General features: G+C 64.9%; 17 protein-coding genes. 3 read left to right on the plus strand and 14 right to left on the minus strand.

The window, feature by feature from the left end; translation table 11 throughout:
* Positions 1-14 precede the first annotated feature (14 nt).
* The 14 genes from pbpC to mpl form a co-directional block, all read right to left on the minus strand.
* Positions 15-2,306 (minus strand): penicillin-binding protein 1C, encoded by a 2,292-nt coding sequence (gene pbpC / locus BM269_RS01690; protein WP_090435020.1) that lies wholly within the window; start codon positions 2,304-2,306, stop codon positions 15-17.
* Positions 2,306-8,179 carry an alpha-2-macroglobulin family protein gene (locus tag BM269_RS01695; RefSeq protein ID WP_090435023.1) on the minus strand — a complete coding sequence of 1,958 codons (5,874 nt, stop codon included), beginning with the start codon at positions 8,177-8,179 and terminating at the stop codon, positions 2,306-2,308. The genes pbpC and BM269_RS01695 overlap by 1 nt, the downstream gene beginning before the upstream one ends.
* 72 nt (positions 8,180-8,251) lie before the next feature.
* Positions 8,252-9,370, minus strand: a complete 1,119-nt coding sequence (locus BM269_RS01700; protein ID WP_090435026.1) for a sensor histidine kinase — start codon at positions 9,368-9,370, stop codon at positions 8,252-8,254.
* A gap of 298 nt (positions 9,371-9,668) precedes the next feature.
* On the minus strand, positions 9,669-10,529 hold the full coding sequence (locus BM269_RS01705) for a hypothetical protein (RefSeq protein WP_090435029.1): 861 nt from the start codon (positions 10,527-10,529) through the stop codon (positions 9,669-9,671).
* A gap of 2 nt (positions 10,530-10,531) precedes the next feature.
* Positions 10,532-11,224 (minus strand): hypothetical protein, encoded by a 693-nt coding sequence (locus tag BM269_RS01710; RefSeq protein ID WP_139232643.1) that lies wholly within the window; start codon positions 11,222-11,224, stop codon positions 10,532-10,534.
* A 166-nt stretch (positions 11,225-11,390) separates the two neighbouring features.
* The gene (corA, locus tag BM269_RS01715) at positions 11,391-12,356 is read right to left on the minus strand and encodes a magnesium/cobalt transporter CorA (RefSeq protein ID WP_090435036.1); all 966 of its coding nucleotides are present in this window, start codon (positions 12,354-12,356) and stop codon (positions 11,391-11,393) included.
* Positions 12,357-12,459: 103 nt separating this feature from the next.
* The gene (locus BM269_RS01720) at positions 12,460-12,837 is read right to left on the minus strand and encodes a hypothetical protein (protein ID WP_090435039.1); all 378 of its coding nucleotides are present in this window, start codon (positions 12,835-12,837) and stop codon (positions 12,460-12,462) included.
* On the minus strand, positions 12,834-13,526 hold the full coding sequence (mtgA, locus tag BM269_RS01725) for a monofunctional biosynthetic peptidoglycan transglycosylase (protein ID WP_090435042.1): 693 nt from the start codon (positions 13,524-13,526) through the stop codon (positions 12,834-12,836). The genes BM269_RS01720 and mtgA overlap by 4 nt, the downstream gene beginning before the upstream one ends.
* Positions 13,523-14,344, minus strand: coding sequence for a shikimate dehydrogenase (gene aroE, locus BM269_RS01730; protein WP_090435045.1), 822 nt, complete (start codon positions 14,342-14,344; stop codon positions 13,523-13,525). Before aroE ends, mtgA begins: the two co-directional genes overlap by 4 nt.
* The gene (locus tag BM269_RS01735) at positions 14,344-15,225 is read right to left on the minus strand and encodes an energy transducer TonB (RefSeq protein ID WP_090435048.1); all 882 of its coding nucleotides are present in this window, start codon (positions 15,223-15,225) and stop codon (positions 14,344-14,346) included. The genes aroE and BM269_RS01735 overlap by 1 nt, the downstream gene beginning before the upstream one ends.
* A gap of 45 nt (positions 15,226-15,270) precedes the next feature.
* A complete protein-coding gene (locus tag BM269_RS01740; RefSeq protein WP_090435051.1) occupies positions 15,271-17,304 on the minus strand; it encodes an RNB domain-containing ribonuclease in 2,034 nt (677 codons plus the stop codon).
* A complete protein-coding gene (locus BM269_RS01745; RefSeq protein ID WP_090435054.1) occupies positions 17,301-17,885 on the minus strand; it encodes a chorismate--pyruvate lyase family protein in 585 nt (194 codons plus the stop codon). The genes BM269_RS01740 and BM269_RS01745 overlap by 4 nt, the downstream gene beginning before the upstream one ends.
* Entirely contained in the window at positions 17,882-18,463 is a 582-nt protein-coding gene (locus BM269_RS01750) for a YqiA/YcfP family alpha/beta fold hydrolase (RefSeq protein WP_090435059.1), read from the minus strand. The genes BM269_RS01745 and BM269_RS01750 overlap by 4 nt, the downstream gene beginning before the upstream one ends.
* Entirely contained in the window at positions 18,463-19,830 is a 1,368-nt protein-coding gene (mpl, locus tag BM269_RS01755; protein ID WP_090435061.1) for a UDP-N-acetylmuramate:L-alanyl-gamma-D-glutamyl-meso-diaminopimelate ligase, read from the minus strand. The genes BM269_RS01750 and mpl overlap by 1 nt, the downstream gene beginning before the upstream one ends.
* A gap of 143 nt (positions 19,831-19,973) precedes the next feature.
* Here mpl and BM269_RS01760 point away from each other — a divergent pair, with 143 nt between their 5' ends.
* From BM269_RS01760 to aroQ, 3 genes are all read left to right on the plus strand, one after another.
* Positions 19,974-20,585, plus strand: coding sequence for a hypothetical protein (locus BM269_RS01760; RefSeq protein ID WP_090435066.1), 612 nt, complete (start codon positions 19,974-19,976; stop codon positions 20,583-20,585).
* On the plus strand, positions 20,582-21,127 hold the full coding sequence (locus BM269_RS01765; protein WP_090435069.1) for a TlpA family protein disulfide reductase: 546 nt from the start codon (positions 20,582-20,584) through the stop codon (positions 21,125-21,127). The genes BM269_RS01760 and BM269_RS01765 overlap by 4 nt, the downstream gene beginning before the upstream one ends.
* 115 nt (positions 21,128-21,242) lie before the next feature.
* Positions 21,243-21,680, plus strand: coding sequence for a type II 3-dehydroquinate dehydratase (gene aroQ / locus BM269_RS01770; RefSeq protein ID WP_090435072.1), 438 nt, complete (start codon positions 21,243-21,245; stop codon positions 21,678-21,680).
* The last annotated feature ends 22 nt before the right edge of the window (positions 21,681-21,702 follow it).

Raw genomic sequence — 21,702 nt, forward strand, 5'->3', positions numbered from 1 at the left:
TTCATCATCTAAGCTCAAGGCACCAGGTCGATGTCGATTTCGCGCGTGTCGGCGTGGCCGTTGCCGTCGGCCACGCGCACTGTGTAGTGGCCGGGGCCGGACGGCTTCCAGGCCAGGGTTGCGCCGGGCGCGGCGCGCCCCACCAGGGCGCCATCGACAAACCAGAACAATTCACGCACCTCGCCCGCCGCCTGCGCGACCAGCAGGATCGGTTCGGGGTGCGCCGCGCGCAGCAGGTGGCGCACCCCGCGCAGCGGTTGCAGGATGCGCGGCGCGCTGTCGGTATCGGTCGGACCGCAGGCACTGCTGTCGCGCAAGGGCAGCCCGGCCTGGCGCATCAGCTGCTGCACGTCGGAAGACCAGGCTTCGACCGTCCTGGCCACCGTATTTGGCCCCTGCCGGCAAGCCAGCGTTCCCTTGTCCTTGTCGATCCAGACCTGGCGGTGCAGCGTGCTGCGCTTGATCGGCGATTTGCCGGCGATGAACCAGGAAGGCACGACACGCGGGCAGGCCTGGTCCGGCAGGTCGCCGCTGGCGGCGCAGACGTCGACCAGGCGCAGGTCGGCCGGCAGCGCGCGCGGCACCGGACCAGGGTCGAGCCGTTCGGCGCGCAAGGCGTCGACCATGCGCAGGAACAGCGGCGCGGCCATGTCGACGCCTACCAGCGCCGGGTTGCCGGCGCCGTCGAAATTGCCCAGCCAGACCACCAGCGCATAGCGGCCGAACACGCCGGCCGTCCAGGCGTCGCGAAAGCCCCATGAGGTGCCGGTCTTCCAGGCGATCGCCGGCTGGCCGGGGACGGCGGTGTCGGGGCGCGGATTGCGGCGCAGCATGTCGAGCGTGATGTAGGCGGCCTCCTCGCTGAGCAGCCGGCGCTGCTGCTCCGGCGCCGCCGCGCCGCGATAGGTGACGGGACGCCACTGGCCACCGTTGGCCAGCATGGCATACATCTGCACCAGTTCTTCCATCGATACCTCGCCGCCGCCCAGCACCAGCGCCAGGCCGTAATGCTCGCGCGTGTCCATGTGCGCCACGCCGGCCTGCTGCAGGAAGTCGTAAAGGTCGGGGCGCGACAGCCTGGCCGCCACGGCGACGGCGGGCACGTTGCGGCTGCGGATCAAGGCGTCTTCCGCCGGCAGCGGCCCCGCGAAGCGGCCATCGAAATTTTCCGGCGTGAAGGCGCCAAAGGCGGACGGCGTGTCGCGCAGCACTGTTTTCGGGTGCAGCAGGCCCTGGTCCAGCGCCAGGCCGTAGATGAAGGGCTTGAGGGTGGAGCCGGGCGAACGGCGTCCCAGGGTGCCGTTGACTTGCCCGGCAATCGCAGCGTTGCCGTAATCGGCCGAACCCACCAGCGCCCGCACCTGCATGGTGGCGCTGTCCACCAGCATGGCGCTGGCGTTGACCACGCCGGTCTCGGCGCGCGAGCGCAGGTAATCGCCGATGACGCGCTCCAGCACGCGCTGCGCGCGCAAATCGAGGCTGGAATCGATGACGCCCTGCACATCCTGCGCCTGCTGCTGTTCGCGCAACAGCAGGTCCACCAGGTGCGGCGCCAGGAACGGCAGGCTGCCCTTGCCTTGCGTGTGCAGGGCGAGCTGCATGTCGGCCTGCCAGCGGCGGTCGTCCGGATGGCGCTCCTGCCAGAGCTGCCACAGGCGGGCGCGCGCGGCACGCAGCGCGAGCGGGGCCGCAACGCCCGCCAGCCGCTGGCGCGGGTTCTGCGGGATGACCGCCAGCGCCAGCATCTCCGGCAGCACCAGTGCGCCGGCGCTCTTGCGGAAGTAGACCACGCTGGCCGCCCCCACGCCTTCCACATTGCCGCCGTAGGGCGCGAGGTTGAGGTAGGCTTCCAGGATGTCGCGTTTGCTGTAGCGCGCTTCGATCCACAGCGCGGCCGCGGCTTGCTGCAGCTTGCCGCCCACGCTGCGGCTGTCGATGCCGTACAGGCGGCGCGCCAGCTGCATGGTGATGGTGGAGCCGCCCTGGCGCCGCGTGCCGGTGGCGCTGGCCCAGGCGCTGCGCACCAGCGCCAGCGGGTTGACGCCGGGATGCCAGTAGAACCAGCGGTCTTCATACAGCAGCACCGATTCCGGCAGCGCGGCCGGCATGTCCGCCAACCGCAACGGCAGGCGGAACTGCTGGTCCGCCGCCAACGTCAGGCGCAGGAGCTCGCCGCCGCTGGCATGCACGGCGTGCGACCAGGCCTGGCCGGCCAGCAAAGGCTCATGCGGCCAGACGCGTAATGCAAGCATGGCCAGCGCACAGGCGCCGGCCAGGGCGCGCAGGCCTTGCCGCCCTGGCCACATTATTTGCGGTCCCGGATCGCGAGCCTGGAGCCGGCCGAGCGGCCGAACACCTTGCGCTCGTACATCGCTTCGCCGAATGCGCCCGGCACCACGAATTCGCCGACGTTGGTGGCGCGCACCTTGTAGGTGATCTCGGTCTGGCTGCTGCCCACGTTGCCGAAAATGATCACGCGGTCTTCGCGCATGTCGACATAATCGACGTTCCAGCTCCAGCCCTTGGTGCCGACCCGGCGCTGCCACAGCGGCGCGTCGGAGTCTTCGTCCGAGGGGCTGCTCAGCACAGGTTCCAGGCCGCCCGGCAGCACGTCCACCAGGGCCACCTGCTGCACTTCGCTGCGGCCGACGGCACGCACCCGCACCCGCACCGTCACTTCATCGCCCAGCGTGACTTCCGCCAAAGGCTTGCCTGCGCCATCGACGAATTCGCGGATGATTTCGATGCCGTTGGAAGCGGCCGTGGCGGGAATATTGCGCTCGAAGCCGGTCTCCGCCAGCGAGTAGTAGAGCGGCAGGCCGCCGCTGCTGCCGATCTTGAGCCGCGCGGCATCGGCCGGCACCGCCGCCTTGGCGATCAGCTTCAACGCGCCCAGTTCCAGCGCCTTTTCCTTGCCCTGGCGGTCGATCGCCCTGGCCGTGATGGCGCCGGCGGCGCCGTTGGCGGCCGCGTTGCTGTAGGCATCGACGGCCGTCACCACGGCGGCCGACGACAGGCTGCTGTACCAGCCTTCGCTCATCCAGGCTGCCAGGCGGTCGAACACTTCCGGCGGCAATTCATTGAGCCGGTTCGGGAAGTGGCGCGCCACCAGGGTCACCAGCGTGGCGTCATGCACCAGCGGGTCGTAATACCAGCCCCAGCTCTTGAACTGTTCCTTCTTCGCCAGCCGCGCCAGCATGTCTTTCCACAGCGGGTCGATCAGCTGTCCCGCCACCTGGTCCTGCTTCAGGATCTGGTAGCTGGCCGCCAGGTAGCCGTTGCCGATGTCGACATCGGCCGCCTGCCCTGCACGCGCATCCTTGGGCGTCGCGCCACGCAGGTTCACCAGCGCCGCCGTCGTCACCGCGCCGCTGCGGGTCAGCAGGTAGGCCGCCTGGGCGCGGGTGCGCCAGCTGTAACGGTCATCGCTGCCGCGCGCGGCGTAGTTCTGCAGCCAGGCCAGCGAACGCGCCAGCATGTCCTCCGGCACCTGCAGCTTGTGTTCGCGCGCTTCCAGCAGCATCTGCGCCGCATACACAGTGGCAAATGGATGCGCCGACTCGCCCGGCGCATACAGGCCAAAGCCGCCATCGCCGGTCTGGCGCGAGCGCAGCACGGCCAGCGTGCGCTCGAAGCCTTTCTTCGGATCGATCGCCGCGCCGCCAGCGGCCTTGGCCGCCTGCAATTCCTTGGCGAGATCCGGCCGGTTGGCCAGCAGTACCGTCGGCATCATCTGGCTGACCATCTGCTCGGTGCAGCCGTACGGGTACTCCTGCAGGTAGCGCAGCATGCCCGAGGCCAACGACCACGGCGTGGCCGACACCGACAGTTCGCTGCGCTGCATCTGCGGATAGAACTGGCCTTGCGCCGCGATTTCACCGCCGCCCTTGAAGCGGCCGCTCTGCACCAGAGTGACCAGCGCCGATGCCGGCCGTACCGACAGGTCGGTCGACAGCCTGGCCTTGCGCTCCTGGTATTGCGCGTTGAATACCACGCTGGCCGACCCGAGTTGCGCCTGGGCGCCGCTGCGGGCACGTACGCGGAAGCGTGCGGTCGCCTCGCCGCCTTCGTTGATGGCCAGCGTCACCTGGCTCTTGCCGAGCACCTCCAGCGCCGGCGCCACCTGCAGCGTGAGCGCCACGGGGGCGCCCCTGCCCGAACCCTTGACGTTGTTGGCCACGCCGATCCCCACTTCCGCCTCGTCGCCCGGCGTCAGCGCCACCGGCACGTTCGGCAGCAGCACGATGTCGCCGCGCACCGTGGTCCTGGCACTGGCCGCGGCAGCCGACGTATCGTCCACCGCCACCGCCATCACACGCAGGCTGCCGTTGAAGTATTCCGGCACCGTGTAGCTGAAATCGCGGCCACCCTGCACGTCCACGATGCCCGACCAATAGGCTACCGGCTTGTCGCGCTTGCGCTTGAACGGATTGAGGTGCTTGCCAGCTTCGCTGTCGGCGTCGCCGCCGGGGGCCGCCCCCTGCATCAGCTTGCGGAACTCCGGCAGGATCTGGTCCAGCGTCTGCGCCGTCGTCACTTCCAGCGCGCGCTTCTGGAAGAAGTACTGCAGCGGGTTGGGCGTCTGGTAGCGCGCCACCTGCAGGATGCCTTCATCGACCGCGAACACCACGGCCCGCACCGGCTTGGCCGAATCGAGGTGGAATTGCACCGTCTGCCCCGGCTTGACCAGCGCCGGCGCCTTCAGCGCGAAGCGGGTGGTGCGCCGTTCCAGGCTGGTGGCAAACGGCGCCACCCCATAGCTCAGGGGGCTCATGTAAATTTCGTCGGACGAGGGGTCGCGCGTGAACTGCACCATCACGTAGCCGTTGCCGTCATAGTCCTTGGGCAGCGTGATCTTCTGCACCGAGGCGTTCTTGTCGGCCTTGAACCACTTGTAGGCATACACCTTGTCGCGCTCGATGGTGATCAGGCCGGAACCGGTGTATGGCGCGCGCACGCTGATCTCGATCTCCTCGCCGGGCTGGTAATCCTTTTTGTTCAAGGTCAGCTGCAGCTCGGCGTTGCGGTCCAGGCTGCGCGTGACGTTACCGGTGCCGGCCACGCTGTAGCGGAACTGGGCCAGCGCCGCGCCCTGGGCATTTTTCAGTACATAGGTGAAGTTGCCCGGCGTATCGGTGGCCGGCACCAGCTGCGCGCCGGCGGCCGCAATGGCAAACGGCTCGCTCTTCAGCAGCACGTCCTTGCCGCGCGACTCGTACTTGAACAGGCCATTGGCCTGCTTGACCAGCACCGACAGCACGCGGTTCTCGTAGCGCTCCAGCGTCAGGCCCGGGACGGCCATCTTGCGCGCTTTCGGATCGATCGCGATCAGGTGCACGCCGCGCGCCGCACCGCGGTTGATGTAATTGAGGTCGCCATCGGCCTTGTAGCCGACCAGGTAGGGCGCGTCGGACACCAGCGCCTGCACTTCCGCGCTGACGCTGCGGCCGCCCTCCGGTTCAAAGGCCTTGGCCAGCACGTGCAACTGGTAGGTGGCGGACTGGTAGCGGTGCAGCCCAAGGTCGAAACTGGCATCGCCCTTGTCGTCGGTCTTCTGGTCCGCGATGGTGTCGCTGAAGCGCTCCTTGGCGCGCTGCGGATCGTAGAAGCTGTAGCCCGGCCAGGACGCAAAAGCCGGATAGGCCGGCGCCAGGGTCACCACCGCCTCCACCTTGCGGTTGGGCGCCGGCGTGCCGAACAGGTTCTGCACATTCATCTGCGCCGTCAGCGACTGCGGGCTGATCCAGCCCTCGCCGGCATCGGCCGACAGCTTGAGCGCGACCTTGGTGCGGTCGGGCAGGAATTCCTGCACCTTGACGGTAGTGGAGCCCAGCCGCAGCGCTTCCCCCTGCGCCCCATCGCGCGGCAGGTTCAGGTAAATCGTGTAGTTGCCGGTTGGCGCGCTATCGAGCGTGGGGTGGGCGATTTCCGCCATCCCGGCCGGGCCCAGCTTGAGCTTTTCGCGCCGCACGGTCTGGCCGCGCGCATCGACCACCTCGGCTTCCACCGGCAGGTCCTTCAGGTTCTGGCTCCAGTCGCCGCTCTTGACGATGATACCGGCCTGGATCGTGTCGCCGGGGCGGTAGATGCCGCGGTCCGAGAACAGGTAGGCGCGCATCTGGTTCGGCAGGCCGCCGCTATGGGTGCCGCCCACGTCGAAACGCGACATGTCCAGCGCGCGGTCGTTGCGGTTCAACGCCATGAAGGCGGTATCGCCGGCCTTCTTCACCACCAGCAGCACCGCCTGCTTTTCGCGGGTGTAGCCGCGCAAGTCCGGCAGGCGCACCGTGCCGCCGGCATCGGTGGCCTGGCTATGCAGCACCAGGCCGTTGCGGCCCCAGACTTCGACCGTGGCGCCAGCCACCGGCGTGCCGCCGGCGATGGACTGCACGTACACCTGCTGCGAGCCGTCGAGCGCGCGCTTGCTGACCAGGCCGAGGTCGGTCAGCATGATCAGGCGGCTGTCCGACAGCGCGCCCGCTTCGCCGTCGTACTGCTCCTCCGGCATGCCCTCGCCCGCGCCCTCTTCCTGGTTGTATTGCGCGGCAGGCGGCCGGCCGTCGTCCGACCTGGACGGGTCGTAGCCATTGATCTTGACCAGGAAAATGCCGCGCCGCTCGCCGCCGTCGGTTTTCAGGTACTCCGCGAAATCGATGGTCTCGAAATGCGTCTTGCCGGGCGCCAGTTGCAACGGCAGCTTCTTCTCGAAGCGCTCGGTCAGGCTGTCCGGCGCCAGGCCCTGGTAGAACTCAGGCCTGGCGTAGCTGCCGGCCGAATGCGTCGCCAAAAAATGCAACTGGTGCGGCAGCACGCGGCCGATCTCGATCTTCACGCCCGGGATATCGCGCACCATGATCGGCAGCTTGCGTTCGCCATTCAGCGCCAGCAGCGCACCGCTGCCCATGATGGACAATTCCGGCGCCGAGGCCTTCACCTGCAGGATCGCTTCCCGTTTCTGGCCGAGCTGGTAGCCGCCGACCGACTTCATTCCTGCTGCGATGCGCACGAACATGAAGCTGCCCGGCTCGGCGTCAAACTTGAAGGCATGCAGCTCGCTGTTGTCGCGCTCCTGCGGCAACGCCGTCAACGCCAGGCGCCTGGCGTTTTTCAGCACTGCCTCGGTGACCTCGGCCGGATCGTCCCAGCTCTTCGTTTCATTGCTGGCCGCCGGCAGCGCCCAGGCGCTGACCGTGCGCGCCGCCTCCTTTTCGGTGACCGACATGCCGGTGGCGATGCGCAGCACGTTTTCCATGTCGCCGGTCTGGCCGGTGACGATCTGCGTCTCGATCGCCTGCACTTCCAGCCCGAACAGGCCGGGTACCGACACCGCCTTGGCAATTTCTTCGGGCGTACCATCGCCGCCGCGCTGAGCCCGCACGCCGGCATCGATACGCAGCGTGAGCGCCGCCGTGTCCTGCGGAATGGCCAGCGGCTCGGACTGGACGGTGGCGCCGACTTTCCACTTATCGTAGGTCAGCGTAAATTTGACCGGCTTGCCATCGAGCTCCATGCGCATGCGCTTTTCGAATTCGGCCGGCGCCACCGGGTGCGTGAACTTCACCTCGAACACGCCCTTGCGCAGGTTGAACTGGGTGGGGTCCTGGTAAAACTCGCCATTGGCAAGCGTGACGGCAAAGCGCGCGGTTTCGAAGGCGTATTCCTTGTCCGTCCTGACCTGGGCGGCCAGCGCCTTGGGGCCGAACCTGAGCGTGAACTTCTGGCCGACCGGCCAATCCTGGGCCGGCTGGAACGACAGTTCATGGTCGCTGTTCCAGGTCCATTTGCCGGCGATCGCAGGCGACAGCTGCAGGTCCGTCGCCTCGCGCCCGACCCGCGCCAGCGGTGCGGCCGATGCGCTGAATTCAATGCGCAGCGGCTGCGGCAGCCCCTCGTTTTCCAGTTCGGTGCGGCCGGGGGCAACGATGCGCACGCCGGCATCGCTGGAGGCGACCTTGTCCGGCTTGAGATAGGGCATGCGGTTCTTGAGATAGGGGGAGGCGGCCAGCGCGGCCACCATCACCACGGCCAGCGCCGCCATCACGCGCAGATGGCGCCCGGCCCAGGCGCGCAGCGGCAACAAGCGCTGCCCGATGCCGCGCAGCCATGCGGGAGGAGACCAGGACACACTGCCGAAAACGGTGGCGGCGACGCGTACGAGCAGATTCCAGATGCGCTTCATCCGGCTCCCCTTAGACAAATTGATAAGATTTGCCGGGGATTCTATACGGAGCGGGCTATTTCATCCAGTGCGCTAGCCGGCCACCGGCGCGCCGCTGAAAGGCCGCGCGTCCATCGGGATGTCGATGCGGAAGGTGGTGCCCAGCGCCGCCGAACTGGTGACGATGATGCTGCCGCCGTGGCTCTCGGCCACCCGGCGCGCATACGGCAGCCCGACGCCCCAGCCGTCCTTGGTGCATTTGCCGCCGCGCGCGCGGCGATAGACCTGGAAGATCGATTCCAGCTCTTCCGGCGGAATCTGCTCGCCTTCGTTATGCACCGATAATTGCACGCGCTGGCCGCGGCTCTCCACCGATACCAGGATCGGGGTGGCTGGTGCGCGGTATTTGATGGCATTGCCCAGCAAGTTCTCCAGCGCCCGCTGCAGCGAGGCACGGCACCAATGCCCCACCGCCGATTCGAACTTCACCTGCACCTGCACCATGCTGCGCTCCATGGTCTGCTGCGCGACCTCATAGGCCAACAGGGCCAGGTCGAACTCCTCCAGGTGCAATGGCAGGCGCTGGCCGCCTTCGAACACCATGCAATCAAGCAGGTCGCGCGTCATGGTCTCGATGCGCTGCGCGTTCACCACGATGCGCTCGGCCAGCCGGCGGATATCCTCGCTCGGCGCCTTGGACTCGATCACTTGCGCCGCCACGCTGACAGTCGATAGCGGCGTGCGCAAATCGTGGGTCAGCGCCGCGATGAACTGCTCGCGCAGGGCCGACTGGATCAGCGCAAACGCCGTCACGCTTTCGCGGATGGCGCTGTCGATCGAGGTGGCAATCGCTTCGTGCTGCTCATGCGTCAGCGACACGCCGCCCTGGTGCAGCATTTTGAACAGCACTTGCCGGAACAACTGGTATTCGCGGATCAGGGTAGTGGTGTCGTAGCCGCTCAGGCGCGCCCGTTCGCCGCCATGCTCCTGGGCGATCACCGCCACGTCGACCCCGCTGGCCTGGTAATACTCGTGCGTCAGCAGGCGCGCCAGGTGCTCGTAGAAAGTCGGCAAGGTGTTCAGCAAGATCGGATCGGGCAGCTCGCCGGCCTTGCACAGCGTCTGCCGCGCCGCCTGGCACCAGGCCCCGATCACTTGGTCGCGCAGGGCCAGCATAGCGTGCGATGAAGGAGACAAACCGACCTCAGTCATTCAGCCTCCGGGAAAATGTGAATTGTGAATCGAAAGAATGTTACGCAGAGACTTTCGTGTCAATACGTGGCACAAATGCCTTCTATGATTGACAAGTACAATTCCTGGAATCGGCCCAGGGACGCAACGTAGGCAGCCACCAGCGGTTTACACTGCTGCGCGGCGGCGCTCCGGGCGTCCTCCTGGACCCTGGGCGCAGGCGGCGCCAGCCGCCGGGCCACCGGAATCCCTGTTCGCGCTTGAACCTTTTGGTTACATCCGCTGTTGCATATTTGCTGATTGCGCCCGCTCGGGCTGGCTACAGCGCTGGCGCCTCGCAGCCGGGCGCTGCCGGGCGCGCGCGCTTGAGCGGGATCGACATCAACCAGCCCCGCAAATTCCTGACCAGCGCCCGGCCGCAGTGCTCGCTGATCGGCTCGGCGCGCTCGACCGCGTCGCTCTTGCCTTCCAGGTAGCGGAAAGTGCGCTGGCCGCCGGCCGCCGCTGCCGCGGGCGCCAGCGCATGCGCTCGCGCGATTTCGACTGAGGCGCGGAACAGCGCGGCGCTCGTCTCGCGCAACCGCGCCCCGCCATTCCACAGCCAGAATACGGCCTCGTTCTCCACCTCGACGGCGCGCGACACGACCCGCACCGTATTGCTGTAGACCGGCTGCTGGCTGCCCGCCTGGAACACGGACACGGTATTGTCGACGATCAGCGCACTCTGGTCCTGCGTCATGTAAAACACCGGTGAACTGGCAATCAGCCATCCTGACTGCGGCCGGCCACCGCTACCGAGCCAGGGCACGCCCGATGCCGCCGGAAAGGCCCGCTCAGCCAGTTCGCCATGGCTGAAGGTCTCCAGCGTCTTCCGGAAAGGCACCAGGATCCGCTCCGCATCCGCTTCGATCTCGCTGCGCTGCTCTTTCATCTGGCCCTTGACCACGGCGGCGTGCGTGGCCAAGGCCACGATAAAACCGGCCAGGCCTGGCGTCGGGTACAACATGGTGCCAGGCTCCTGTCCCGCCTTGTCAAAATTGACCTGGCCGCGGAAGTCGACGTTTTCCCTGGCCGGCAAACTGAGCGACCAGGCCGCATCGGCCGGCGCCGGTTCGAGCGCCTGCGCGGCCGGCATGCAAGCCAGCAGCAAAGCCAGCGTAATGAAGTGATGTCGGGCCATGTTTAGTTCGCCAGCGGCTGCAGGATGGCCTGGCGGGCCGCTTCGATCGCCTGGAAATAGGCATTGCTCAAGCCAGGGAAAGCCGGCGCCTCATCCCAGTCGCCCTGCGCGCTCTTTTGCTGCACCACCGGCACGTACCAATCGTAGGAGTTGTCCCTGAAGTCGATCATATAGGTGGTGGCGTTGACGATTCCCTTCGGTTCGCCGATGGGAATGTACGAAGAATAGGGACGGCTGATGCCCACTTCCGTCACCTCCACCACCAGCAACTTATCCAACTGGTAGCGCGCCTTGAGCGAAGCATAATCCCTGGCAGGCGCATTGCGCGCAGTGCCGCTCGCTTTGGGCAGCTGGTCCACGGCAATCGGCTCGTCGATCACGACCGCTACCTGTCGCTTCCGCTTGAGCACGTCGGCAATGTCGTCCTTCAGGCCGGCCAGCTCGTCCGCCGGCAACGTGCGGGTGTGGGCCGTCAGCTTGGCGTTGGCCAGCGCGGCGGCCGCGCGGCACAGCGGCCACTCGGCACCGGGAAAGCTGGTTTCGACCTTGGGCAACTGGCTCATCGCGACGCCGATGCGCAGGCCCGGTTCCGCAAACGGCCTGTATGGCATCGATACCGGTGCTTGAGGCGTGGTGGCGCAGCCGCCCAGGAATGCTGCGGCAACGGCAACCAGCAATCCAACTCGGAATCTCATCTCAGCCCTTTCGTGTCATTAAAATTTCCGCAACCGGGAGTTGCGGCGAAATTTTACCTATCAAAAGGGACTTGGCAAATAAATATGTTGCTCAACGTCAACGACGCCAGGCATCGCCGCTACCGGCCCGGCTTCGCGCCCTGGGGCCGCACCGCGGCATTTTGGCTTACCTGAGCCAGCCGCGGCGGCGGAAATACAACAATGGCGCGGCAGCGCTGACGATCATCAGGCCCCAGGCCCATGGATAGCCCAGTTGCCACTTCAACTCGGGCATGAAGTCGAAGTTCATGCCGTATACCGAGGCGATCAGGGTCGGCGGCAGGAAGGCCACCGACGCCACCGAGAAGATCTTGATGATCTTATTCTGGTTAATGTTGATGAAGCCGACGGTGGCATCCATCAGGAAGTTGATCTTATCGAACAGGAAGGAGGTGTGGCCGTCCAGCGATTCAATGTCGCGCAGGATCTGGCGCGCTTCCTCGAACTGGTCGGAATTCAGCAGGCGGCCGCGCATCAGGAACGACACCGCGCGGCGCGTGTCCATCATGTTGCGGCGGATACGGCCGTTCAAGTCTTCCTCGTGCGCGATGGCGCTCAGGGCGTCGGCCGCGTCCTTGTCGGTGAATTCTTCCTGCAGCACGCGGCCGGAGACTTCTTCCAGGTTCTGGTAGATGCCTTCCAGCGCATCCGCCGAGTACTCGGCGTCGGTGGCGTACAGGTCCAGCAGCACATCCATGTAGTCGGCGATCGAGCCGGGGCGCGAGCGGGCGCGCATGCGCACCAGGCGGAACACCGGCAGGTCGTCGGTATGCACCGAGAACAGCATCTTCTTGGCCAGGATGAACGCCACCGTGACCACGCGCGACGGACCTTCATCTTCTTCCAGCAGGAAGTCGGTGCGCAGGTGGAGGTCGCCGTTTTCCGCTTCGTAGTAACGGGCGGAGGCTTCGATGTCCTTGACTTCGTCTTCGCCAGGCAGGATCACGCCATAGATGGACTTGACCCAGGCGCGTTCGTCTTCCGTCGGATCGGTCAGGTCGACCCAGACCGGCGCCGCTTGTTCAAGGTCTTCGCGCGTCTCAATAGGCACCTGGTTGAGCCGGCCATTTTGTAAAACGAAAACATTGATCATAGGCAATCTCAGCCGGACAGGAGGTGTAGAGCGCGGGTTCTAAAAAACTTCGCAAGTGTACCCGCAAAGGGGTGGCGCCTGCCACCCCGGCGCTGCATATTTTTTAACGCGTCGCCTGCTCCATGGCGCGCTCTTTCGGGCCCGGCAGCGCCTGTGGCGGCGGCTTGGGCGGCTCCTTTGGCGCCTCGATCCCGCGCGAGTCGTGGATCTCGATCACTTTGCCTTTTTCACCACACTCGGTATTGGAAATGATGGTCTTGCCATTGATGACGCACTTGCGCATCGGCGCCGCCGGCGGCGTCACCGTCGCCACCACGGGCGCAGCTGCCGCCGCCGCCTTGGCGCCGACCTGGTTGAGCCCTTCGGCAAACAGGTTGCGCTCTTGCCGCATCGAGATCAGCGCGAAGGCCGCGATGCCGCCCAGCACGCCCATGATGAGCGCCACCGCGATCAAGCTGATGCCGGATTGATATTTTTTCATGGCAGGTCCGCCGAGTTCATTCGTTGCATGATGATGCCGGTACGCCGCGCCAGGTAGGCCGATTCGCGGTGCGCATCATAATATTTAGGGCGCGGCAGCATCACCGCCAGCCGCGCCGCCTGTTCCGGCCCCAGCTTCGACGCCGGAATACGGTAATAGTGGCGCGCCGCCGCTTCCGCGCCGTAGATGCCGCGCCCGAATTCCGCCACGTTCAGGTAGATCTCGAAGATGCGGCGCTTGTCCATCAGCGTTTCCAGCATATAGGTGATGATCAGTTCCTGGCCCTTGCGCAGGTAGCTGCGCGAGCCGGACAGGAACAGGTTCTTGGCCAGTTGCTGGGTAATGGTCGAGCCGCCGTGGATCTTCTTGCCCTTCTTCTTTTCCTGGTTATGTTCGTAGGCTTTCTGCATCGCCTCCCAGTCCACCCCCTCGTGCTCGGCGAAGTTGGCATCTTCCGAAGCGATCACCGCGCGTTTCAGGTTGGGCGAAATGGCCTGGTAGCCGACCCACGCCTGCTGCACGCGCGCTTTCGGGTCTTTTTCCTGCATGGCCGCCTGCTGCTCGCGCATGAAGGCCGTCATGGTCGGGTTATGGTCGACCCACCACCAGATCTGCACGAAAAAATACAGCTGCACCGCGAGGAAGATCGCGATGGGCACGATGATGAACCACTTGAACTTCCTGATCATAGCTTGGCGCGCAGCTGCTGCAGCACTTCGGCCGTCTGCGGGCGCACGCCGCGCCACACCAGGAAGGCTTCGGCCGCTTGCTCGACCAGCATGCCCAGGCCGTCGCGCGTGACAGCGCCGTGGCTGGCGGCGAACGCCATGAAGACAGTCGGCTGGGCGCCGTACATCATGTCCAGCGCCAGCGCGCCCGGCGCAAAGACCGTGGCCGGTACGGGCGGCAGGTCGGCGCTCAGGCTGGCGGAGGTGGCGTTGATGACGATGTCGAACGCACCCAGCACGTCGGCAAAGCCGCAGGCCGACAGCACGCCGGTGCCGGCCAGCGCGCCGAACTGGTCGACCAGCGCTTCCGCCGTGGCGACGGTGCGGTTGGCGATCACCAGTGCGGCGGGACGGTGTTCCAGGATAGGCAGCACCACGCCGCGCGCCGCGCCGCCGGCACCGAGCAGCAGCACGCGTTTGCCGGTGATCGGCACGCCGGCGTTCTGCACGATGTCGGCCACCAGGCCGGCGCCATCGGTATTGTCGCCCGTGATGCTGCCGTCGCTGTCGAACACCAGGGTATTCACCGCGCCTGCAGCCTGGGCGCGCACGGTCAGCGATGTGGCCAGCTTGTGCGCTTCGAGCTTGAACGGCACGGTGACATTGGCACCCTTGCCGCCGGCGGCAATGAAGGCCCGCACTGCGGCGCCAAAGCCGTCCAGTGCTGCCAGCGATTTTTCGTAACTCAGTTGCTGGCCGGTCTGCGCCGCATAAGCCGCGTGGATGTCAGGCGACTTGCTGTGGGCAATCGGATTGCCGAAGACGCAGTACCTGTCCATTATTCCGGGCTTCCGTAGGAGACCTGGACCTTCTCTTCCCGCGTGAATACGAACTTCTGCACGATCACCCACAGGTCGTCGCGATCCTTGGAGCGCATATTCGGCGGGAACTTGCCGAACGGCGCCGAGCGGCGCACGATGCTGATGGCCGCCGCATCCAGGGCCGGGTTGCCGGAGCTGCGCTCGACCACGGTGCCGCCTTCTTTTTCATACACGCTACCGTCCTGGAAGATCGGAATGCTGAGCACCACCACGCCGTACAGCTTGCGCCCATCCTTCTGCGGGAAATTCAGCGTGCCGATATCCTCCACCCGGCGGCGGAAGGCGTTGTAATACATGGCGTAGCCGACGCCCTGCGTGCTCGGCGACAGGAACGTCTTCTTCGGCCGCTTGTTCTGGTCCTCGATGGTTTGCGTGATTTCCGCTTCCATGCGCGCGATCGCCTTGCTGCTCTCAATCAGGTCGGCGCCAGTGCGGCTCGGGTCGGTCTGGTTCTTTTCCGTCACCGGGGCGGCGGACAAAGGACTCTTCCGCACCTGGGTCAGCAGGTTTTTCTGGCGCTCTTCAAGCTCCTGCATATAACGCTGGGAGGCCTTGATGCTTTCGCCGGTTTCCATGCGGCGCATGTCGGGCAGCGGCGATTTGGCTCGGCCGGCATCGGCATTGCCGCCGCCGTCCAGGTCAGCCTGCGCCAGTGCATCGGCCTTCAGCGGCTTGGAGGCATGCTTTGCATTGACCAGGATGACTTCAAGGCCAGGGTCGGTTGGCTCGACCTTGAAGTCTTTGGGGGCGACGAAATGCACCGTCAGCGCCACGGCGTGGAACACCACCGAGACGGCGGAGGCGATGACAAGGAACTGGTTTTCTTTGAAATACTTCACGCGCTGGAATCAGAAATGATGCTTTTGAGAATCTTGAATTCTACTTCACTGTGGGCCGGGTTCGGTAACAACCGTCTCGCTGGCGAGCGCAGCCTCCTCCGCCTCGGCCTCGGTCGGCTGCGCCGGGTCGGCCGGCGCCTCTTCCTCGTCCAGTTCCGCCTCGGGCTCGGAAGGCAGGGTAATCGAACCTTCCTGCAGCCGCGTCTCGAGCGCCAGGTCGACTTCATCCCAGCGCAGCACGTCCAGCTTCACGTGTGACCCACGCGCAACAGACGGCATGCCCGGCATACGCACGATCAGCGGAATATCGGACAGGCGCAGCACTTCATCCTTCAGCACCACGGCCTCGACAACCTTGGCGTCTTCCTGGCCCAGCCAGCGCAGGCACCAGTAGCGTTCCATATTCGACTGGAAGTCCGCGTAGGCCGCGTAAGCCGCATCGAAGGCCGACACAATGGCAAACAGGTTGGCGTCCTTGTGCTTGAACGGCGCCACCATCGGCGCGGTCACGCCATGCGAGGCGCAGGCCAGGATCTGCCACTGGTTGACCAGGTCGGTATACCGGCGCAGCGGCGAGGTCGACCAGGCGTACTGGTCCACGCCCAGGCCCTGGTGCGGCGCGGCCTGCGTCATCATGCGCACCTGCATCTTGGCGGCCCAGCCGCCAGCGCCCTGTCCCTGGGTGCGGTAGATGCCCGGCACGCCATGGTCGTGCATCAGCTTGCCCCAGGTGCTGTTGGCGAAGATCATCAGCTCGGCCACGATCTTGTCCAGCGGCGCGCCGCGCTTGCGGCGGGAAATGGTGACCACGTCGTCTTCCACGTAGAAGTTGAAGTCGACCCGGTTGTTCTGCTCCGGCTTCAGGCCGAACGCCTCGCGCTTGACCATGCGGCCGGCTTCCAGGTGCTGGGCCCAGCCCCACAGCAGGGTCAGTTCCGCCTTGCGCGGGTAGTCGCCAGCGCCGCTGGCCAGGGTTTCCTCGTTGACCAGCTCGTCCAGGGTGTTGTGGCGCAGGTTGTTGGCGATCGGAACCAGCTCGGCCTTGGTTTCGGTCGAGATCACCGTCCAGTCGGCTGGATCGAGCACGGCGTACAGCGACAGCGCCGGGCAGGTCTTGCCCTCGGCCAGGGTGAACGCATCGACGATGCTGTCCGGCAGCATAGTGATCTTGTCGCCCGGCATATAGACCGTGGACATGCGGCCGCGCGCGATCTTGTCGATGGCGTCGTCCGGCTTGATGCCCAGGCCTGGCGCGGCGATGTGGATGCCGACGCGCACCTTGCCGTCCGCCTGGTGCACCACGGAGAAGGCGTCGTCGATCTCGGTGGTGGTCACGTCGTCGATCGAGAACGCTTCCACTGCCGCCAGCGGCAGGTTGGCCGGCGCCGACGGCACCGGCAGTTCCGGGAAGCCATGGCCTTTCGGGAAGTTCTCGAACAGAAACTTGGCCATATGCAGCTCTTTCGGCGACTTGATGCCGCCGGCCGACAGCATCAGCCGCGCCGGCGTGGTGTGCGCCTCGTTCGCGGCCTGCTCCAGCGCCTTGTATTCGATGGTGTTCTTGTCCGGCTTGAACAGCAGCTGGCTGACGATGTTGTGCATCGAAGCCGGCAGGGTGCCCGCCTTCAGTTCCTCGGCGTACTGGCCCTGGATGACGGCTTGCTGCTTCTTCTTTTCGATGCCGGCCAGGGCCGCCTTCAAGGTCTGCTCCGGCGCTTTCTTGTAGCGGCCGCGGCCCTTCTTGTGGAAGTAGATCGGTGCCGCATGCAGGCTCAGGATCAGGCCGGCCGCCTCGGCCGGCTGCGGGGCATGGCCGAAATACTCGGCGCCCAGTTCGGCAAATCCGAATTCCTCTTCGCCCGCCACTTCCCACAGGAAGTCCAGGTCGACGTCGGCGGCGATGGCCTTGGCCTGCTCCATCAATTCAGCCGGCGCCGGCTTGTCGAATTGCAGCATCACATCCTTGGTCTTGACCTTGTTGCGCTTGCCGCTGGCCATTTCAACCTGGTAGGCCTCGCCTGCTTGCGACAGCACGCTGCCTACTTTGAAATCGCCGGATTCTTCAAAAAATACATTCATTTCACATTATTCCGTTCAAGCTTGAGGACCGGGGGCAGGAAGACCTCGGTCACCAGCAAAGTTCCTTCGTGGCGCCGGTACAGGCAGCGCCGTGCATACAGTAAAGCCTCATCCGGGACGTCGGCGCCGCGCGCCGCCAGGGCGCTGCGGGCGCGCCGCGCCAGTGGATGCGTCGCGCGCAGGCGCGCAAATTCCAGTTCGCCGCGCCGCACCTGCGGGTCGCCGAACAGTGTACTGCCAAGCGAGCGTTCGCCCAGGGCACTGAACAACGGCCAGTCCGAGGCATCGGCCGACAGCGGCACCACGGTGTGGGCGAAGACGACAGGCGTATTATCACACCGCAGCAGGACTTCCCTCTCCCACACGCGGCCGGGACGATGATAGCCGATGATGTTGGCTTCGTCGGCCAGGCAGATTGCCGTGTCCTGGTGCAGCAGTTGCACGCGGAAGGCATTGCTGTGCGCTTTCAGCTTATTGGTCAGCGAGCCGCCGCTGGTCAGCCAGTGGCGGTAAGGGTGCGGGGCGTTCGTCGCAAGCACGTGACCATGCCAGTTGGCCTGGCGCAGCGATTGACCTTTCATTGAACCTCGCCCGTGACACCGCAGAACGCGAGCACTTCGCCGAGGTAGTCGGCGTACTCGCTGATCGCGTGGTCGCTGCCCTGCACCACCTTCTGCCGCGCGCCGGCATAATGGGCCACCATGTCGCGGTAGTCCAGTACTTCGTCGCCAGTGCAGGCCAGCAGGAAGTAGCGCCCAGGCTGCGCGACTTGCGGCACTGCCAGGGCGCGCAACTCCTCTATATATTCACGCTTGAACTCGAACGGCTGGTCCGAATGGTAGGCGGTGGTGACGCCGACGTGCTGGTCGAGGTCCAGCATGGGCACCACGGCGGGATTCAGCAGGACCGCGCGGCAGCCCAGCTTTTCCGCCATCCAGGTGGCGTAATAGCCGCCCAGCGAAGACCCGACGATGGTCAGCGTCTCGGCAGGCACGCCTTCGACCAGGCCGAATGCCAGTTCCATCGCCAGCTTGGGGCTGGCCGGCAATTGCGGGCAAAGGAATTCATCGCTGCGGCCAAGCTGCGCCATCCGCTCCCCTGTCAGCCGCGCCTTCATCGACAGCGGCGAGGAACGGAAGCCATGCAGGTACAAGATCATTACTTCAACGCCTCCAGCAATTTCTGGTGGACGCCGCCGAAGCCGCCATTGCTCATCACAATAATATGGTCGCCCGTCCTGGCCCGCGCCACAATGGCTTGCACCATCACGTCCAGGTCCTCGTAGGCCGAGGCGACGTCGCCCATCGGCGACAGCGCTTCGCCCAGGTTCCAGCCCAGGGCTTTTTCGCTGCCGAAGCCGAATATCAGGTCGGCTTCTTGCAGGCTGCCCGGCAAAGCATCTTTCATGGTGCCCAGCTTCATGGTGTTGGAGCGCGGCTCCAGCACGGCCAGGATCCGCACATCCTTGCCGATCTTCTGGCGCAGGCCACCGACAGTGGTTTCGATGGCAGTCGGGTGGTGGGCGAAATCGTCGTACACGGTCACGCCGTTGACGGTGCCGCGCACTTCCATGCGGCGCTTGACACTCTGGAAGCTGTCCAGCGCCTGGGCCGCGACGTCGATCGGCACGCCCACGTGGCGGGCGGCGGCAATCGCGGCCAGCGCGTTGCTGCGGTTATGCCTGCCGGTCAACTGCCAGTGCACGGTGGCGGCCTTGGCGCCCTTGAAGATGACGTCGAAGCTGCCGTCGGCATGTTCTGCCATGGTCCAGTCGGCGCCCTGCGCGCCGCCAAAGGTTTCCTTCTCGCTCCAGCAGCCGCGTTTCAGCACGCGCTGCAGGCTCGCCTCGTCGGCATTGGCGATCACGCGGCCGATGCCCGGCACGGTGCGTACCAGGTGGTGGAACTGGGTTTCGATGGCGCCAATGTCCGGGAAGATGTCGGCGTGGTCGTATTCCAGGTTGTTCAGGATGGCCGTCTTCGAGTGGTAGTGCACGAACTTGCTGCGCTTGTCGAAGAAGGCGGTGTCGTATTCGTCCGCTTCGATGACGAAGAATTCCGAGTTGGCGCCGGGGCCGGACAGGCGCGCCGAAATGCCGAAGTTCTGCGGAATGCCGCCGATCAGGAAACCGGGCGCGTAGCCGGCGTGCTCCAGGATCCAGGCCACCATGGCCGAGGTGGTGGTCTTGCCGTGCGTGCCGGCGACCGACAGCACCCATTTGTCTTTCAGGATGTGATCGCCGATCCATTGCGGGCCGGAGATCATCGGCAGGTTGCGGTTCATGATCTCTTCGACCAGGGGATTGCCGCGCGAGACCACGTTGCCAATCACATAAAGATCGGGATTCAATGCCACCTGCTCGGGGCCGAAACCCTGGATCAGCTCAATCCCCTGGGCTTCCAGCTGCGTGCTCATCGGCGGGTAGACGTTGGCGTCGCAACCCGTTACGCGGTGGCCGGCTTCCTTTGCCAGAACGGCAAGGCCGCCCATGAAGGTGCCGCAAATGCCTAGGATGTGGATGTGCATGGTGCAGATAGAAAAGAATCAAGAGCCGGATTTTACCTGATTAGAACCGGGAAACCGGGGTCTGACCCGCAGGGTCAGACCCCCAATGGTTTCCAGGCCTGTGGGTCAGACCCCGAATTACCGGTTTTAGGTATGATGCAATCATGAACCCCGAGATCAAGACCGAAATCGCCGCCGCCGCCGCCCGCATGATCGCGCAGGATGGCGCCGACTACGGCAGCGCCAAACGCAAGGCAGCCCGCCAGATACTGGGCGAGTCGCAGGCCCGCGACCTGCCCGACATCCTCCCCGACAACGAGCAGATCGAAGAAGAAGTCCGCCTATACCACGCTCTATATAACGCCGATACCCACCCAGCGCATTTATTCAGATTGCGCGGCCTGGCTTTGCAAGTGATGGAAATGCTGGAACAATACCAACCCTTCCTGACCGGCCCCGTACTGCACGGCACGGCGGGCATGCACGACGACATCCGCCTGCAAGTCTTCGTGGACAGCGCCAAGGAAGTGGAGATTTATCTATTGAACAAGAACCTGCAAATCGAGATTTCCGAATCGCCCCACTTCCGCGGCCCCCGTTTCGACGATGTCGAAACGGTCAGCTTCATGTGGAAGAACGTGGGCGTGCACGTCGAACTGTATGAGCAGGACGACTTGCGCGGCGCGAAAAAGAAAAGCGGCGACAAGCTGCTGCGTGCCGATCTCCAGGAACTGCGCACCATCCTCACCAACAGCTCTCACCCAGCCCGACAATGAAAAAATTTGCAATGTACGCCGTGGTCGCCGTCCTGTTTGCCGGCGCCGGCGCCTGGTACGGCACCCATAAAAAAGAAGCGCCTGCACCGATCACCACCACCGCTCCGGCCGGCGTCAGCGGCCCGGTCGCCGCCATGCTGGCCGAATCGCTGCCAAACGATAAAGGCGTCAAGGAGGCGCTATCGAAATGGCAAGGCAAGAACCTGCTGGTCAACTTCTGGGCCCCCTGGTGCGCGCCATGCGTGGAAGAGATGCCGGAATTGTCGGAACTACAAAATTCCGAACTCGGCAAGAAGGTCCAGGTGCTTGGCATCGGCATCGATTCGCCTTCCAATATTGCAGAATTCACACAGAAGGTGAAGGTCGCCTACCCCATCTACGTGGCCGGCATGAGCGGCACCGAACTGTCGCGCCAGTTCGGCAATACGCAAGGCGGCCTGCCGTTCACGGTCCTGATCGGCGCTGACGGTACGGTCAAGAAGACCTACCTGGCACGCCTGAAATTCGATGACCTGAAGGCCGACCTGGCGGCCTTAAACTAGTAGAAGCCGGTCGCCGAACGACCGTTCTATTAACTTCCGCCAAGTTATTTTCTCTTGCCAATGCTCGTAGATGGCGGCAAAATGCGGAACTTTCGCGGAAAATGGTCAGGGAATCATGGCATCGAACCTGCTGCTACTCAATGGCCCCAACCTGAATTTGTTGGGGACGCGCGAGCCTGAAACCTACGGCGCCAGCACCCTGGCAGACGTTGAACAGGCTGCGCAGGCACAGGCCAACACAGCCGGTGCCCGGCTCGCCTGTTACCAGAGCAACCACGAAGGAGCGTTGATAGACCGCATCCACGCAGCCCGAACCGAGGGCGTGGATTTCATCGTCATCAACCCGGGAGGCTATACCCACACCAGCGTCGCACTGCGCGATGCATTGGCCGGCGTAGCAATCCCTTTTATTGAAGTACACATTTCGAATATTTATCGGCGGGAGGAATTCCGCCACCATTCCTATCTCAGCGCAATCGCACAGGGGACGATCTGCGGGCTTGGTATCGAGGGATATCGTCTCGCCATCGACTTTGCCTTAAAAAGCAAGTAATCTACCGCGATCTGCGCGCATC

Source organism: Duganella sp. CF458, from assembly GCF_900113115.1.
Lineage (GTDB): Bacteria > Pseudomonadota > Gammaproteobacteria > Burkholderiales > Burkholderiaceae_D > Rugamonas.